This is a genomic window from Massilia sp. R2A-15, assembly GCF_030704305.1.
GTDB lineage: Bacteria > Pseudomonadota > Gammaproteobacteria > Burkholderiales > Burkholderiaceae_D > JAFCUW01.
The window spans coordinates 2,554,374-2,569,932 of the sequence record NZ_CP131935.1; the positions used below are offsets into that span (position 1 = coordinate 2,554,374).

Here is a 15,559-nt window from a genome sequence, read left to right on the forward strand (position 1 = left end):
CAAAAATGGGGTCTGGTCCTGCGGACCTGACCCCATCTTGGAAGAGCTGCGGAAAATCACGCGGCCAGCAGCGCGGCGGCGGCGTCTTTCGATTTCTTGGTCTTGCCGGCGCGCGAAGGCATGTGGCACAGGCCGCACTGGTAGCCCTGGTTCAGGTCGAGGCCGTTGACGACGAACTTGCCCTGGCAGCAGGAGCAGGACGCGGTGGTCAGCATGTTGCTTTGGAAGAAACGCACCAGGGTCCAGGCGCGCGTCAGCGACAGCAGCGGCTCTTCGCCCGGTTCCGGCGGCATCTGTTCCAGATACAGCTTGTAGGCTTTCATCACCGCCTCGATGCCGCTGGCGCCGGCGTGCTCGACGAGGAATTTGTGGATGTTGATGAACAGCGAGGAGTGGATGTTCGGTTGCCAGGTCAGGAACCAGTCGGTCGAAAACGGCAGCATGCCCTTCGGCGGCGACATGCCCTTGAGTTCCTTGTACAGCTTGAGCAGGCGTTCGCGCGACAGGGTCACTTCGGTCTCGAGCAGCTGCAGGCGGGCGCCCAGCTGGATCAGTTCGATGGCCAGCTGGATTTCCTGGGCTTCGGTGACGACGCTTTTCTTGCTCATGATGGGATTCCCTGTCGAAGTCTGATCGATGCGAGTTGCTGGGCGAACTTAGGCGATCTCTTCGACGCCCTGGCCGGCCATCAGGATCGCGGCGTGCGACTGGGCCAGGCTGCGGTCCTTGTTGTAATTGGTCAGCATCGACAGGATGGCGCTGTCGTCGAAGCGGAAACGCGCCAGCATCATGTTGCCGCCGGCCAGCTTCAGGATCTGGGCGTTGCTCATGCCCTGGATCAGGTCGGCGATCTCGGCGGAAATGCCGAGACGGAAAATCGCGGTGACCTTGTCAGCACGGATCATCTGTTGCGCGAGCATCAGGTAGCTCAGGTTCGCATCACGAATTTCCGCCATCATGTCGTTTGCAGTCATTTCCATCTCCTAGATCCGTTGAAATCTGGCGCCGTTTGTTATTGCCAGTGGGATACATTCTGACCGTGCGGAAACTTTCCGGGAATAGGTCGGGATCTGTATTTTCGATAGGGGAATGACGAATGCGACCCGTCCGAGTTTGTCTGACAAACTCGCCGCGGTCGTGGTCGCGCCCCTATGAAAACGGAGCGGAATTGACTGTTAAAAAACTGCTGAAAACTCGTACCTCAGGACAACGATTTTCTGTCGTCTTGTACCGGTTACGTCAAACTGTTTGGAAACTTTAGGGTTTTTTTGAAAAAAATCTAAATATTTTCAAAATTCCTTCAGGATGGGATGAACTTCCCCGCTTCCTGAGTTCTGTAACGGCCCCGGTTTGGGGAACTTTAGGGTTCTCTGCAATTATTTTTGGAAATTTCCGAGGAGTGTCGTACCTGCGGAGGCAGGTACCCGAGCGGACGAAAGAGGTGGTACTTATTCAGCATAGGTACCATCGTGCGCAGGTACGACAACCCTTCCCTCCCCCTCGGCGGCGGCGAGTTTCTTTGTTAGACTGCCATCCTCACCGCGAACTTGTATATAAAAGGTACCGCATGCACTCTCCCGCCCTGTGGGACATCAGCCCGACGATTTCAAGCGCCACGCCGGTCTGGCCGGGCGACACCCGCTTCGACGCCGCCCCCACCTGGGAAATCGGCGGCGGCTGCCCGGTCCACGTCAGCCGCATGACCATGACCACCCACCTGGGCGCCCACACCGACGCACCCTCGCATTACGATCCGGCCGGCCTGGCCATCGACGCGGTCGGCCTGGCGCCCTACATCGGGCCGTGCCGCGTGATCGACTGCGTCGGCAGCAAGCGGGTCGAGGCGGCCGACATCGCCGGCTTCCTCGACGGCGTGCCGCCGCGCGTGCTGCTGCGTACATACGCGACCGCGCCGCAACAGGAATGGGATCCCTCCTTTGCCGCCGTCGCGCCGGACGCGATCGGCCTCCTCGCCAGCAAGGGCGTGATCCTGGTCGGCACCGACACCGCCTCGCTCGACCCGCAGGATTCGAAGACGCTCGACGCCCACCACGCAGTGCGCGCGCATGGCATGGCGATCCTCGAAGGCGTGGTGCTCGACGAGGTGCCGGCCGGTGACTACGAACTGATCGCCCTGCCCCTGAAACTGGCCGGCATGGACGCCAGCCCGGTGCGCGCCATCCTGCGCCCTCTCACCAGTAAAGACACCGCATGACCACTCGCCAAGACTGCCTCGCCCTCGACGCGCAGGACCCGCTCGCGCCGCTGCGTGCGCAATTCGACCTGCCGGAAGGCGTGATCTACCTCGACGGGAATTCGCTCGGCGCGCGGCCCAAGGCGGCGCTCGCCCGCGCGCAGCAGGTGATCGCCCGCGAATGGGGCCATGACCTGATCCGCAGCTGGAACACGGCCGGATGGTTCGACATGCCACGCCGCCTGGGCGACCGGCTGGCGCCGCTGATCGGCGCGCGCGCCGGCGAAGTGGTCGTCACCGACACCACCTCGCTGAATCTGTTCAAGGCGCTGGCCGCGGCGCTGCACATGCAGACGGACAGCGCGCGCCGCGTGATCGTCACCGAGCGCGCCAACTTCCCGACCGATATCTACATGGCGCAGGGACTGGCGTCGTGGCTGGACCGCGGCTACTCGCTGCGCCTGGTCGACTCGCCCGAGGAGCTGCCAAGCGCGATCGGCGCCGACACCGCGGTCGTGATGCTCACCCATGTCAACTACCGTACCGGCTACCAGCACGACATGGCGGCCGTCAGCGCCCTCGCCCACGCGCATGGCGCGCTGGCGTTGTGGGACCTGGCCCATTCGGCCGGCGCCGTGCCGGTCGATTTGCACGCGGCCGGCGCCGACCTCGCCGTGGGCTGCACCTATAAATACCTGAACGGCGGCCCGGGCGCCCCGGCCTTCATCTGGGTGCCGAAGCACCACCAAGCCGCGTTCCGCCAGCCGCTGTCCGGATGGTGGGGCCACGCGGCGCCGTTCGAGATGTCGCCCGAGTTCGCGCCGGTCGACGGCATCGGCCGCGCGCTGTGCGGCACCCAGCCGATCGTCTCGCTGGCGATGGTCGAATGCGGGCTGGAGATATTTGAGCAGTCAAGTATCTCCGCGATCCGCGCCAAGTCGCTCGCGCTGACCGACTTGTTCATCGAGCTGGTCGAGGCGCGCTGCGGCGACCATCCACTGGGCCTGGTGACGCCGCGTGAGCATGCGCGGCGCGGCAGCCAGGTCAGCTTCACCCACCCGCACGGCTACGCGGTGATGGCGGCGCTGATCGCGCGCGGCGTGATCGGCGACTACCGCGAGCCGGCCATCATGCGCTTCGGCTTCACGCCGCTGTACACCAGTTTTGCCGACGTGTGGGACGCGGTCGAGATCCTGCGCCAGATCCTCGACGATCAAGCCTACGACATTGCCGCCACGCGCGGCGCGGTGACCTAAACAGAGAACATATATGAGTGAAGACAAAAAGCCCGCGGCCGAATGGCACGGCGCCAAGATGGATTTCAGCAGCGCGATGAGCTATGGCGACTACCTGGGGCTCGACCAGATCCTGCACGCCCAGCATCCGCGCTCGCCCAACCATAACGAGATGCTGTTCATCATCCAGCACCAGACCAGCGAACTGTGGCTCAAGCTGATGCTGCACGAACTGCAGGCCGTGCGCGCCAACATGCGCGCGGGCGAACTGGCGCCGGCCTTCAAGATGCTGGCGCGGGTGGCGCGTATCATGGACCAGCTGGTGCATGCGTGGGACGTGCTGGCGACGATGACGCCGCCCGAGTACACGGCGATCCGGCCCTTCCTGGGCGCCTCGTCGGGCTTCCAGTCGCACCAGTACCGCGAGCTCGAATTCATCCTCGGGAACAAGAACGCCGCGCTGCTGGCCGTGCATACGCCGGTGCCGGAAGCGCACGCGATCCTCGAGCGCGAGCTGCATGCGCCGTCGGTGTACGACGAAGCGGTGATGCTGCTGGCGCGCAGCGGCTTCGAGATTTCTCCGGAACGGCTGAACGCCGACTGGACGCTGCCGACGCGCCACGACGACTCGGTCAAGGCCGCGTGGCTGGGCGTGTACCAGGCGCCGGACAAGCACTGGGCGCTGTACGAACTGGCCGAGAAGCTGGTGGATTTGGAGACGGCCTTCCGCTTCTGGCGCTTCCGCCATGTGACGACGGTCGAGCGCATCATCGGCTTCAAGACCGGCACCGGCGGCACGGCTGGCGTGAGCTACCTGCGCAAGATGCTCGACGTGGTGCTGTTCCCGGAGCTGTTCTCGCTGCGCACGGCGCTCTGATAGCTTGTCGTTCCTGGGCTCGGCGCCCCTCTTGGCAGGAACCTATACTGGGCCGGCTGCGGTCGCGCAGCAAGTCCGCCCTCTCACTCCGGCAGGCGGATGCGCGGCTGGCCCGAGATGGGATCGATGTCGGATTTTGGTTGCGTGGCCGGCGCATGGCGGCCCAGGACACGCCGCGCCGCCGGATCGACCTCGAACTGCTCGCCGCGCTCATTTTCGATCAGCAGCCGCTCGCCTTGAACCCGCAAGGAACGGAACCAGACATCCTGCACATCGCCTTCCAAATCGGGGCGGCGTGCATTCTCGTAGACCTTCAGGCGCCACAACTCCCGGCTGGACGCGTCAAACGCGGCCAGCATGCCGCCCACCTGGCCGTCCGTGTCGGGGTTGCCGGCGACTTGGGCGTAACGTACTCCTCCGATGAATACGGGCGCGACGCGCGGTGCGGGCACACGGCTGGCGCTCGGTTGAGGGGTGGGCGTCATGGCGCCTTCCTTTCCACTGTTGACGCAGCTCGCGGCCGCGGCACCCACGATCAAGGCCGCTGTAAGGGCCGCGCCACGGTTCATTTACGGGTTGCTCTCCAATTCACGCAGGCCGAGGATTGTTCCAATCAGTTCGTGGAGCGGCGAATCGAAGGCGTTGTACGTTGGAAGCCACTGCGCAAGTTCGTGCTCGTCCAGCGCCCGGGTAAGCGGCGGCAAGTCTGGCGGCAGCGCTTTGACCATGCGGTCGAGCGAGGCCATGTCGGGCGTCGGCAGTTGCGGCGGCTCGAAAGTATCGCCGCGCTCCCGTTCCGCGAGCCCCTGGCGCATCTGAGCCTCATATTCGGGCCCGCCCTTCCATCCATCCATGAATTCTGCCGGGTCCAATTGTCCCAGGAGTTCCATGGCTTTGGCTTCGCGCTCGGGCTCGGAAAGCACCGGCGTTGCTGGAGCCTCCACGGATTCTATTTCGGCGGCCAATTGCTCGAGCGCCATATCCGCCAGGCGCATTGCGTTAAGACGTAACATCTCGAACGAGTCACGGTCCATTTCCTGCCTCCGTCTATAACGCTACGCTGTGCGCCAACGCGAAGCCGCCGGCGATGGCCAATGGCATGGCGACCAAATGGTTCGCGCCCGCATGGATCGCATGCATCGCCATCGAGTTAAGGCGCGAGAGCATCGTCGAGAGAATGCGACCGATGATCAGCGTCGTAAATTGCGCACCTTTGCTGACGGTGATGCCGGCCCAGGTTGCGGCATGACGCAACAGCGTGAATATCTGTTCGCCGAGCAGGGCCGCTTTGGTCATCCCGTTGAGGAGCATTTCGGCCAGCAGGTCGACCGCCGTCAGTCCCAGGATCAGGGAGGTGCTGATGCCTTTCAGGACATGGGAAAACAGCTTGAACAGAATGCCAAGCGTTTTGGCCGATGCAAACTGCACCCAGCCCGATTCGCCGCTGTCATGCAGGAGCCATTTGGCCAGAACGCAGTTATCGTGGTCAGTTTGCCTGGCAAGGCTGCGCGCCATATCCCAGGTCGCTCGCGGCTTATCGGCGACGGAATCGATGTACGCGGCCATGTCATGGTTTGCTGTGGAGAACAGCGAGCCGGTGCGCGACGGTAAAGTCATGTTGTTTTCATCGGCGACCGCCGGATTCACGTGAATGTACGGGAAGGGGCCGACCAACGAAACCGGATCGAGGTCGTGAGCAACCCTGTAGATATTTTGCTTCCCGATGGTTTGATGCATTGCGGAGTAACTCATGAAGGCGCCGACACGCGGACTTCCGAAGGTGTAAAGCCTGACCTGCTTCCCTTGCCGCGCAAAATGGGCTGCGAGCAGCGTCGCAACGCCCCCTCCCAAGCTGTGTCCTACGCAATGCACAACATCGGCATCCATCACCACGCGATTATCTCGCGCCAGATTACTTAACACGCTGTCGAATGTCTTCTTGAAGCCTTTATGCACCGGTCCATAATCACCGAAACCAGTCATTGCCGCGCGTGCATCGGTCAACAGGTCGGGCGCACCCAATTCCGGCCGCGTGCCGCGCGTGGCGATAATTGCGTGCCGGTCGTGCCCCTTGTTCACTCGAAGTAGATAACCGAAACCCGTACACGTGCCCATGCCGGTTGTGCCGTCAACGACGGCGTGCAGTTTTCCGCCGGCGAGACTGGTACTCTTCAAGCTCGGATTGACTGCCTGCGGATTGGGCTTGCCTGCAGTACCTGCGCCGAGGACACGATTGTGAATGTTCGCCATCGTTTCGGTGCCCGCTGTCGGCGCGTTATTGATCCAATCCTTCAGCGTGAAATAGCAATTTGTCGCTATGAACGACGCTTCTTGCGGGGTCAGCACATCCATGACTGGCATGACGAATCCTCCGTTCGATTTAGCAAACTTCAGAGCACACGGTGCAAATCAAGCGACCAGATAAAGTCCTTCGGCTGCTTGCGTTTATCGTGCGTTCGCAGCCACAGGGTTTTCCCTTGCATGGTCCATTCGCGCAGATTTCCGTCATCCAGACCGAGCTTGATGACTTCGAGCCCATGTGGATGATTTGGCGAAAACAGCAGGATGTGGTTGTGTTGGTAGACGTAGTTCTCAGCGCCGAGACGGAGGACGCCGGTGCGATAGTTCACCAACTTCGCGGTGGGCGAAATCGTCAGCGTTTCGAAGGAACTGAACGGCGGAGGACCTGATTTGTCCGACTCGATAGCGTCAACGCGGCGGAACTCGTTCGATTCAGGTGTGTACAGATACAGGGCCCTCTTCATCGCCGGGGCCGTATAGCCGACTGCCACTGCAACCTGATGGCCAGGCAGGCATGCGACCTCGATTGCAAAGTACATGGCCCAGGCTCCCTGAGCCGGGTCGAGTGAGACGGAGCGCTGCTTGACAAACCGCGCTGGTTTGCCATCAGAGAGCTCCCATATTTGCATGCGATATTGAGGGTCGGCGAGGATCGCAAGGGCCGGTCGTCCGCCGGCGGCGGGAATGATGTACACGGGCTGGGTTTCACCGTTGACGGCTTCGCTCACCCACTCTCCGCCTGGCGGGTGTCCACGATACTCGGCCACCGTACATTCGAAATCACGCTGTTGCGGCGCCGAGCCGCTTGCCTGCGGCATTGCGCTCTGCGCTTGCAACTGCGCGCCAATTTCCGGCGCGATCGCGGTTGCGGTCTCCGTCGTCTTGTTCCCGCCAAACAGTCCAAACATGCCTTGCCCACCTTTCTGGTCCATCGGTCCTGCCGCCACTGCCAGCACAATGGCGCTTAGGAGCGCGATGCCGCATATGACGGGTAATCGGTTCATAGAATGTTTCCGGGAGGACGGCTTTTCAGGCTAGCCAAGCGTTGCGCGTCGGTCTATTAGCAGTTCTGACGGGTTGACACGGCTAATGAAAGAAGCGACGTACAATCAGCGCTGGCGCTTCGACTGCGGGAGGATCTATGGATTGCGACGTATTGACACTGGCCGGCTTATGGAATTCCGGGCCTCAGCATTGGCAGACGCTTTGGGAGAAGAAGTACCCCGCCTGGCAGCGCGCGCCGCATCGCGACTGGAACAATCCCGAACGCGAGGAATGGGTGGCGGAACTGGACGCGGCGATCGCGGGCAGCGATCAGGGGCCGCCGATCCTGGTGGCGCACAGCCTCGCTTGCGCGCTGGTTGCGCATTGGGCCGCGTCAGGCTCGTCCCTGAAGATTGCCGGCGCTTTCCTGGTGGCGCCGAGCGATGTCGAGGCGGCGTTGTACCCGAAGGAGGCCAGCGGCTTTGCGCCCATGCCGATGCAGAAGCTGCCATTTCCAAGCATCGTGGTAGCCAGTGAAAACGATGAATACGTGACCATCGAGCGCGCGCGCCAGTTCGCCGCGGCGTGGGGCAGCAAGTTTGTCGAGATCGGGGCGGCTGGGCACATCAATGGCGCCAGCGGATTTGGCGCGTGGCCGGAGGGCGAGAAGATGCTGCTGGAGTTCTGCAAGCAGCTCGGCAAATAAAGAAGGGGACTGGTCCTGCGGACCTGTCCCCTTTTTCAACAGCGGTAACGGCAACATGGGACAGGTCCGCAGGACCAGTCCCCCCCACTTCGTTTACTTCGCCAGCAGCATTTCGTTCAGGCGCTTGACGAAGGTCGCCGGATCGGCCAGCGATCCACCTTCGGCCAGCATGGCCTGGTCGAACAGGATGTGCGCCCAGTCCGCAAAGCGAGAACCTTCCGCGTCTTCATACTTCAAACGCGTCACCAGCGGGTGGTTCGGGTTGATCTCGAGGATAGGCTTGGACTCCGGCGCGTTCTGCCCCGCCGCCTTGAGCATGCGCAGCAGGTTACCCGACAGCTCGTGCTCGTCCGCCACCAGGCAGGCCGGCGAATCGGTCAGGCGGAACGTTACGCGCACGTCCTTGGCCTTGTCGCCCAATGCCGCCTTCATCTTCTCGACCAGCTCCTTGTACGAGGTCTCGGTCTCTTCGTGCTCCTTCTTCTCGGCTTCGTCTTCCAGCGCGCCCAGGTCCAGGCCGCCCTTGGCTACCGACACCAGCTCCTTGCCTTCGAACTCGGTCAGGAACGACAGCATCCACTCGTCCACGCGGTCCGTCAGCAGCAGCACTTCGACGCCCTTCTTGCGGAAGATCTCGAGGTGCGGGCTGTTCTTCGCCGCGGTGTAGTTATCGCCCGTGACGTAGTAGATCTTCTCCTGGCCTTCCTTCATGCGGCCGATGTAGTCGGCCAGCGACACGGTCTGGTCGCCGTTGTCGTTGACGGTCGAAGCAAAGCGCAGCAGCTTGGCGATGCGGTCCTTGTTGGTCGCGTCCTCGCCGATGCCCTCTTTCAGCACCTGGCCGAACTCCTTCCAGAAGGTGACGTACTTGTCCTTCTTTTCCTGCTCGTCGGCGTTGGCCAGTTCTTCCAGCATGCCCAGCACGCGCTTGGTCGAGCCTTCGCGGATCACCTTGACGTCGCGCGACTCCTGCAAAATCTCGCGCGAGACGTTCAGCGGCAGGTCGTTCGAGTCGATCACGCCTTTAATAAAGCGCAGGTAGGCCGGCATCAGCTGCTCGGCGTCGTCCATGATGAATACGCGCTTGACGTACAGCTTGATGCCGCCGCGCTTGTTGCGGTCCCACAGGTCGAACGGCGCGTGCGTCGGCACGTACAGCAGCTGGGTGTATTCGCTGCGGCCCTCGACCCGGTTGTGGGTGTAAGCCAGCGGCGCCTGGAAGTCGTGCGACACGTGCTTGTAGAACTCGTCGTACATTTCCTGCGTCACGTCGGCCTTGTTGCGGGCCCACAGCGCGCTGGCCTGGTTGACGGTCTCGAAGTCGTCCTTCACCACCGTTTCCTTCTTCTCTTCATCCCACTCTTCCTTGCGCATCTGGATCGGCAGCGAGATGTGGTCGGAGTACTTGCGGATGATCGACTTGAGCTTCCACGACGACAGCAGCTCTTCCTCGCCGGCGCGCAGGTGCAGGATCACGTCGGTGCCGCGGTTCGGCTTGTCGATCGATTCGACCGAGTAGTCGCCCTCGCCGCGCGATTCCCAGCGCACGCCTTCGGAGGCGAAGGCGCCGGCGCGGCGGGTATTGACGATGATGCGGTCGGCGACGATGAAGCCCGAGTAGAAGCCGACGCCGAACTGGCCGATCAGGGCCGCGTCGGCCTGCTGGTCGCCCGAGAGCTTGCCGAAGAATTCCTTGGTGCCCGACTTTGCGATGGTGCCCAGGTGCGAGATTACTTCGTCGCGGCTCATGCCGATGCCGTTGTCCGAAATGGTGATGGTCTTGGCATCCTTGTCGAAGCTGACGACGATCTTCAGTTCGTGGTCATTGCCGTACAGCGCGTCGTTGTTGATCGCCTCGAAGCGCAGCTTGTCGGCGGCGTCGGACGCGTTCGAGATCAGCTCGCGCAGGAAGATTTCCTTGTTCGAGTACAGCGAGTGGATCATCAACTGCAGCAATTGCTTCACTTCCGCTTGGAAGCCAAGGGTTTCTTTTTCGGCGACTGCCATATTATTCCTCGTATGAGTCAGGTTGAACGGATTTTGGCAATGTTGGGGTCAATACGGCCATTTCAAGAGGCGCGTCGTACCTGCGAAGGCTGGTACCCATGCTGCATATGCTCCGCCGCATTGCATGCCGGGTATAGGTACCTGCCTGCGCAGGTACGACATTGCACTTATAGAAGCGTACAATACCGCCTTTCTTCACCCAACCGCAGGAGCGCACATGACCATTGAACAAAAACTCAAAGACCTGAACATCACCCTGGCGCCGCCGGCCGCTCCGGTCGCCGCCTACGTCATGTACGTGCAAACCGGTAACCTGGTCTTCATTTCGGGCCACATCGCCAAGAACGCCGACGGCACCCCGAACGTGGGCCAGCTGGGCAAGGACAAGACCACCGCCGACGGCCAGGCCGCCGCGCGCGCCATCGCCATCGACCTGATGGGCACCCTGCAGGAAGCCGTCGGCGGCGACCTGTCGCGCGTCAAGCGCATCGTCAAGCTGATGAGCCTCGTGAACTCGACCCCCGACTTCACCGAGCAGCACCTGGTCACCAACGGCGCCTCCGAGCTGCTGGGCGAAGTGTTCGGCGACGCCGGCAAGCACGCCCGCTCGGCCTTCGGCGTGGCCCAGATCCCGCGCGGCGCCTGCGTCGAGATCGAAATGATCGTCGAAGTCGCCTAAGTATTTTGCCCTATCCGGGCGGCGCTTACCCAGCGCCGCCTTTCAACGAGCCGCCTACCCGGCCGGTTCTTAATGGCCAAGCATCGACGCGGCCGCTTCCTCTGTGAGACCAGCATGAAAATTGAACATCCCCACCCGATCACCTGGCACTTCTCCGAACGCGCCGCCCAGATGCAAAGCTCGTTCATCCGCGAAATCCTGAAGGTCACCCAGCGTCCCGAGATCATCTCGTTCGCCGGCGGCCTGCCATCGGCGGACACCTTCCCGGTCGAGGAAATGAAGGCCGCCTTCGACAAGGTGCTGTCGGCCAGCGGCCGCACCGCGCTGCAGTACGGCCCGACCGACGGCTACGCGCCGCTGCGCGAGTGGATTGCCAATTCGCTGTCCACGGCAAGCTGCAAGATCCTGCCGGAGCAGGTCCTGATGACGTCCGGCTCGCAGCAGGCGCTCGATCTGCTGGGCAAAGTGCTGATCGACGAAGGCAGCCGCGTGCTGGTCGAGACCCCGAGCTACCTGGGCGCGCTGCAGGCGTTCTCGGTGTACCGTCCCGAGTTCGCCTCGGTCGCCACCGACGAGCATGGCCTGGTGCCGTCCTCGATCGACAAGGTGGCCGAAGGCGCGCGCATGCTGTACGCGCTGCCGAACTTCCAGAACCCGACCGGCCGCAGCCTGTCGGTCGAGCGCCGCCTCGAACTGGTCGAGACCTGCGCTCGCCACAACCTGCCGCTGATCGAGGACGATCCGTACGGCGCGCTGAGCTACAAGGGCGAGCCGTATCCGAAGATGCTCAACATGAACCCGGACGGCGTTATCTATATGGGCTCGTTCTCCAAGGTGCTGACCCCGGGCATCCGCCTCGGCTACGTCGTGGCGCCGCTGCCGCTGGTGCGCCGCCTCGAGCTGGCCAAGCAGGCGGCCGACCTGCACACCGCCCAGCTGACCCAGATGGTGGTGCACGAGGTGATCAAGGACGGCTTCCTCGACCGCCACATCCCGACCATCCGCACCCTGTACGCCAACCAGTGTCAGGCCATGCTCGACGCGATGGACGCGCACTTCCCGCAGGGCGTGAGCTGGACGCGCCCGGAAGGCGGCATGTTCATCTGGGTGACTCTGCCGAAGAGCATCGACGCGATGAAGCTGCTGGACCAGGCGATCGCCGCCAAGGTCGCGTTCGTGCCGGGCGCGCCGTTCTACGCCAACGAGCCGGAGACCAACACGCTGCGCCTGTCGTTCGTGACGGTGTCGCCGGAGCGCATCCGCGAAGGCATCGCCATCCTCGGCAAGCTGATTTCGGCGCTGCTGTAAGCCGGAAGGCGGGGTCTGGTCCTGCGGACCGGACCCTAGGGTGGATGTCAACTGCGCAAGTTACAATGGGGTCGGGTCCGCGGGCCCAGCCCCCTTCCCCGCCATGTTCACTACCCCGCGTCCATCCGCCGTTGTAACCATCCGGTTGTTCTGGCACAACATGGAAAAATAACCTATAGGCAAGTATTATTCCCGTAAAAGATCAAACGGGGTATGATTTTGTCGCATGAGCCTGCCCGCCGCCTTCCCTTCCCCGTCGTCCCAGCGCCGTCCCGCGATCCTGATCGTCGACGACGCCCCTGACGCGCTTGGCGTGCTGCGGACCATGATGGCGCAGCAGGGCTACCAGACCTTTGTCGCCACCACCGGCGAGCGCGCGATCTCGATCGCCGAGCGGGTCCGCCCCGACCTGATCCTGCTCGATGTCGTGATGCCCGGCCTGGACGGCTTCGACACCTGCCGCAAGCTCAAGCAGCATCCCCTCACCGACGCCATTCCCGTGATCTTCATGAGCGAGCGCTCGGACACCGACGACATCGTCGCCGGCTTCGACATCGGCGCCGCCGACTACATCGGCAAGCCGCTGCGCATGGCCGAAGTGTGCGCCCGCGTGCGCGCCCAGCTGCAGATGCGCGGCACCAGCGAAGCCCAGAAGGAGCAGGCCGACCGCCTGCGCCTGATCGTCAACGCGATGGACGAAGGCCTGATGGTGATCGAGGCGAACGGCCGCATCCAGTACAGCAATCCGGCCTGCGAACGCTACCTCGGCTACGGCCACGCCGAACTGACCGGGCTGCCCATCGCCGACCTGCTGGGCGGGAGCCTGGCCCAGGAATATCTCGACTACTTCGCCTCCTGCCTCGCCAATCCGCACGACGTGCCGCTGGCCGGCGCGCGCGAAGTGCTGATCCGCGACCGCGACGGCGCCCTGCGCGCGATGGACCTGACGGTCACGCCGATGATCGCGGAGGAGACGCTGTTCGTCGGCCTGCTGCACGACATCACCCACCACAAGCGCTCGGAAACGGCGCTGCAGCAGGCCGCGCTGGTCGATTCGCTGACCCAGATCGCCAACCGGCGCCGCTTCGACAGCTTCCTGGAGCAGGAATGGCACCGCGCGATCCGCAGCGGCCTGCCGCTGTCGCTGGTGGTGCTCGACGTCGACCACTTCAAGCTGTACAACGACACCCTGGGCCACGCGGCCGGCGACTTGTGCCTGCAGAAGGTGGCGGCCGCGCTGCAGTCGCGCGCGCTGCGCGCGACCGACCTGGCGGCGCGCTACGGCGGCGAGGAGTTCGTGCTGCTGTTCGCCGAAACCACGCTGGCCGCGGCGACCGTGCTGGGCGAGTCGATCCGCGCGCTGGTCGAATCGCTGCAGCTGCCCCACCCGCGCTCGCCGACGTCGCCGTGGCTCACCGCCAGCATCGGCGTGGCCACCATGGCGCCGACCCAGTTCGACCGCATCGAGCAGTTTTTCGTGGCCGCCGACCGCATGATGTACGCGGCCAAGGAAGCGGGCCGCAACCGCGTCATGGCGATCGAGCAGGCCGGCCCAGCCTGGGACTCGGCCGTCTCGCTGATGATCTGAGCTAGCGCGGCGCCGGGTAGCCGGTAATCGCGGCGATCCTGCGGTACATGGGCTGCAGCCGCCCGTACATCCTGCGGTACACCTCGCGGTACAGCCGGTCGTAGATGGCCCGGTTGGCAGCCACCGGCTCGAACACCTTGCCCACCCGCGTCATCGCCTGGACCGCGCTGGCGAAATCCGGATACAGCCCCAGCCCCACCGCCGCATCGATCGCCGCGCCCAGCGCCGACGTCTCGTACAAATGCGGTCGCGCCGTCGGCAGGCCGAAGATATCGGCGGTCAGCTGCATCGCCGCGTCGCTTTGCGAGCCGCCTCCCGACACCCGCAGCTCGGTGATCGCCACGCCGCTGCGCCGCTCGATGCGCTCCTTCCCCTCGCGCAGCGCGTACGCCAGCCCTTCCAAGATCGCGCGGTACATGTGCGCGCGCGTGTGCACGTCGCCGAAGCCGATGATGGCGCCCTTCGCTTCCGGCCCCGGCACCTTGATCCCCGGCGTCCAGTAAGGCTGCAGCATCAGCCCCATCGCGCCGGGCGGCACGGCGGCGGCCAGTTCGTCGAACAGCCGCTCGGGCGCCACGTCCTCGGCCAGCGCGCGCGCCCGTTCGTGGTGGCCGAACTGCTCCTTGAACCAGCTGACCATCCAGAAGCCGCGGAAGATCTGCACCTCTGTGCTGTAGGCGCCCGGAATCGCGGCCGGATACGGCGGAATGAAGCGGGTCACTTCGACGTATCGCCTGCCGGTGGTGTTGATGGTGGCGGTGGTGCCGTAGCTGAGGCAGCCGACGTGCGGCTCGATGCAGCCGGCGCCGATCACTTCGCAGGCCTTGTCGGCGGCGGCCGCCAGCAGCGGCGTGCCGGCCGGGATGCCGGTGGCGGCGGCCGCCTGCGCGTCGATGGCGCCAATCCGGCTTCCGGGCGGCGCCAGCTCGGGCAGCATCGACGGCTCGATCGCCAGCGCCTGCCATTTCCAGTCGCGCTTGCCGGCCCAGCGATGGCGCTTGTAGTCGAACGGCACATAGCCCACCTGCGCCGCGGCCGAATCGACGAAGCGGCCGCACAGCCGGTAGTTCAGCCAGCCCGACAGCAGCAGGAACTTGTCGGTACTGTCCCAGATTTCGCGCTGCTCGGCGCGGATCCAGTTGATCTCGGCCTGGCTGCGGAAGGTGTCGATGGTGGCGGAAAGGCCGGCCAGGCGGAACGCGGCGCGCCACCACGGCCCTACCCGCGGCAGCTGGTCCGTGACGCGCTGGTCCAGCCAAGTGATCGCGGGACGCAGCGGCTTGCCCTGCGCGTCGAGGCTGACCACCGTGCCGCGCTGGGTGGTGACGGCCACGCCCTGCACGCCGTCCTTGTTCACGCCGGGCTGCGTCCACAAGCCCTGGCAGGCCTCGCACACGGCCTGCCACCAGCCTTCCGGGTCGTGCTCGTGCCAGCCCGGTTGAGTAGAATGGTACTCATCGAGGTGGATCTGCGATTTGGCGACGATTTCGCCATCCAGGTCGAACAGGATGGCGCGCACGCTCTGGGTGCCGTTGTCGATGGCGAGGATGGTTTTAGCTGGCATGGCTCTTTGAAAATGGGGTCAGGTCCGCAGGACCAGACCCCGGCTGTGGTGGTCGGGGTCTGGTCCTGCGGACCTGACCCCATCTTCGCGTTGCATCATGCCAGAGAGTGGTCCCG

General features: G+C 63.9%; 15 protein-coding genes. 7 read left to right on the forward strand and 8 right to left on the reverse strand.

The genetic code is table 11. The features are described 5' to 3' along the window. Positions 1-56: 56 nt before the first annotated feature. Both flhC and flhD read right to left on the reverse strand, forming a co-directional pair. Entirely contained in the window at positions 57-608 is a 552-nt protein-coding gene (gene flhC / locus Q4S45_RS11740) for a flagellar transcriptional regulator FlhC (protein WP_305504336.1), read from the reverse strand. Between the two features lie 48 nt (positions 609-656). Continuing rightward, complete coding sequence (flhD, locus tag Q4S45_RS11745) at positions 657-974, reverse strand: flagellar transcriptional regulator FlhD (RefSeq protein WP_305504342.1); 318 nt, start codon at positions 972-974, stop codon at positions 657-659. Positions 975-1,567: 593 nt separating this feature from the next. On the opposite strand from flhD, the gene kynB reads away from it, so the two are divergent. From kynB to kynA, 3 genes are read left to right on the forward strand one after another with little or no spacing between them, the layout of a single operon-like run. Then, positions 1,568-2,215, forward strand: coding sequence for an arylformamidase (gene kynB / locus Q4S45_RS11750; RefSeq protein WP_305504344.1), 648 nt, complete (start codon positions 1,568-1,570; stop codon positions 2,213-2,215). Then, positions 2,212-3,450 carry a kynureninase gene (kynU, locus tag Q4S45_RS11755; protein WP_305504346.1) on the forward strand — a complete coding sequence of 413 codons (1,239 nt, stop codon included), beginning with the start codon at positions 2,212-2,214 and terminating at the stop codon, positions 3,448-3,450. Before kynB ends, kynU begins: the two co-directional genes overlap by 4 nt. A 13-nt stretch (positions 3,451-3,463) precedes the next feature. Beyond that, positions 3,464-4,306 (forward strand): tryptophan 2,3-dioxygenase, encoded by an 843-nt coding sequence (gene kynA, locus Q4S45_RS11760; protein ID WP_305504348.1) that lies wholly within the window; start codon positions 3,464-3,466, stop codon positions 4,304-4,306. Positions 4,307-4,389: 83 nt separating this feature from the next. On the opposite strand, the gene Q4S45_RS11765 is transcribed toward kynA, so the two are convergent. The 4 genes from Q4S45_RS11765 to Q4S45_RS11780 all read right to left on the reverse strand — a co-directional run bounded on the left by Q4S45_RS11765 (position 4,390) and on the right by Q4S45_RS11780 (position 7,611). Further along, positions 4,390-4,791: a hypothetical protein gene (locus Q4S45_RS11765; RefSeq protein WP_305504350.1), complete on the reverse strand. Its 402-nt coding sequence runs from the start codon at positions 4,789-4,791 to the stop codon at positions 4,390-4,392. A gap of 84 nt (positions 4,792-4,875) precedes the next feature. After that, positions 4,876-5,340, reverse strand: coding sequence for a hypothetical protein (locus tag Q4S45_RS11770; protein ID WP_305504352.1), 465 nt, complete (start codon positions 5,338-5,340; stop codon positions 4,876-4,878). Positions 5,341-5,353: 13 nt separating this feature from the next. Then, complete coding sequence (locus Q4S45_RS11775) at positions 5,354-6,667, reverse strand: lipase family protein (protein ID WP_305504354.1); 1,314 nt, start codon at positions 6,665-6,667, stop codon at positions 5,354-5,356. Between the two features lie 29 nt (positions 6,668-6,696). Then, positions 6,697-7,611 carry a hypothetical protein gene (locus Q4S45_RS11780; protein WP_305504356.1) on the reverse strand — a complete coding sequence of 305 codons (915 nt, stop codon included), beginning with the start codon at positions 7,609-7,611 and terminating at the stop codon, positions 6,697-6,699. Positions 7,612-7,748: 137 nt separating this feature from the next. On the opposite strand from Q4S45_RS11780, the gene Q4S45_RS11785 reads away from it, so the two are divergent. Further along, positions 7,749-8,297, forward strand: coding sequence for an alpha/beta hydrolase (locus Q4S45_RS11785; protein ID WP_305504358.1), 549 nt, complete (start codon positions 7,749-7,751; stop codon positions 8,295-8,297). A gap of 93 nt (positions 8,298-8,390) precedes the next feature. On the opposite strand, the gene htpG is transcribed toward Q4S45_RS11785, so the two are convergent. Beyond that, positions 8,391-10,304, reverse strand: coding sequence for a molecular chaperone HtpG (htpG, locus tag Q4S45_RS11790; protein WP_305504360.1), 1,914 nt, complete (start codon positions 10,302-10,304; stop codon positions 8,391-8,393). Positions 10,305-10,521: 217 nt separating this feature from the next. Here htpG and Q4S45_RS11795 point away from each other — a divergent pair, with 217 nt between their 5' ends. The 3 genes from Q4S45_RS11795 (at position 10,522) to Q4S45_RS11805 (ending at position 13,879) form a co-directional block, all read left to right on the forward strand. After that, positions 10,522-10,983, forward strand: a complete 462-nt coding sequence (locus Q4S45_RS11795; RefSeq protein WP_305504362.1) for a RidA family protein — start codon at positions 10,522-10,524, stop codon at positions 10,981-10,983. A 114-nt stretch (positions 10,984-11,097) separates the two neighbouring features. Next, a complete protein-coding gene (locus Q4S45_RS11800) occupies positions 11,098-12,291 on the forward strand; it encodes a PLP-dependent aminotransferase family protein (RefSeq protein WP_305504364.1) in 1,194 nt (397 codons plus the stop codon). Between the two features lie 226 nt (positions 12,292-12,517). Further along, entirely contained in the window at positions 12,518-13,879 is a 1,362-nt protein-coding gene (locus Q4S45_RS11805) for a diguanylate cyclase (RefSeq protein WP_305504365.1), read from the forward strand. 1 nt (position 13,880) lies between these two features. Here Q4S45_RS11805 and Q4S45_RS11810 read toward each other — a convergent pair whose 3' ends face one another. Next, a complete protein-coding gene (locus Q4S45_RS11810; protein WP_305504367.1) occupies positions 13,881-15,443 on the reverse strand; it encodes an FGGY-family carbohydrate kinase in 1,563 nt (520 codons plus the stop codon). Positions 15,444-15,559 lie beyond the last annotated feature (116 nt).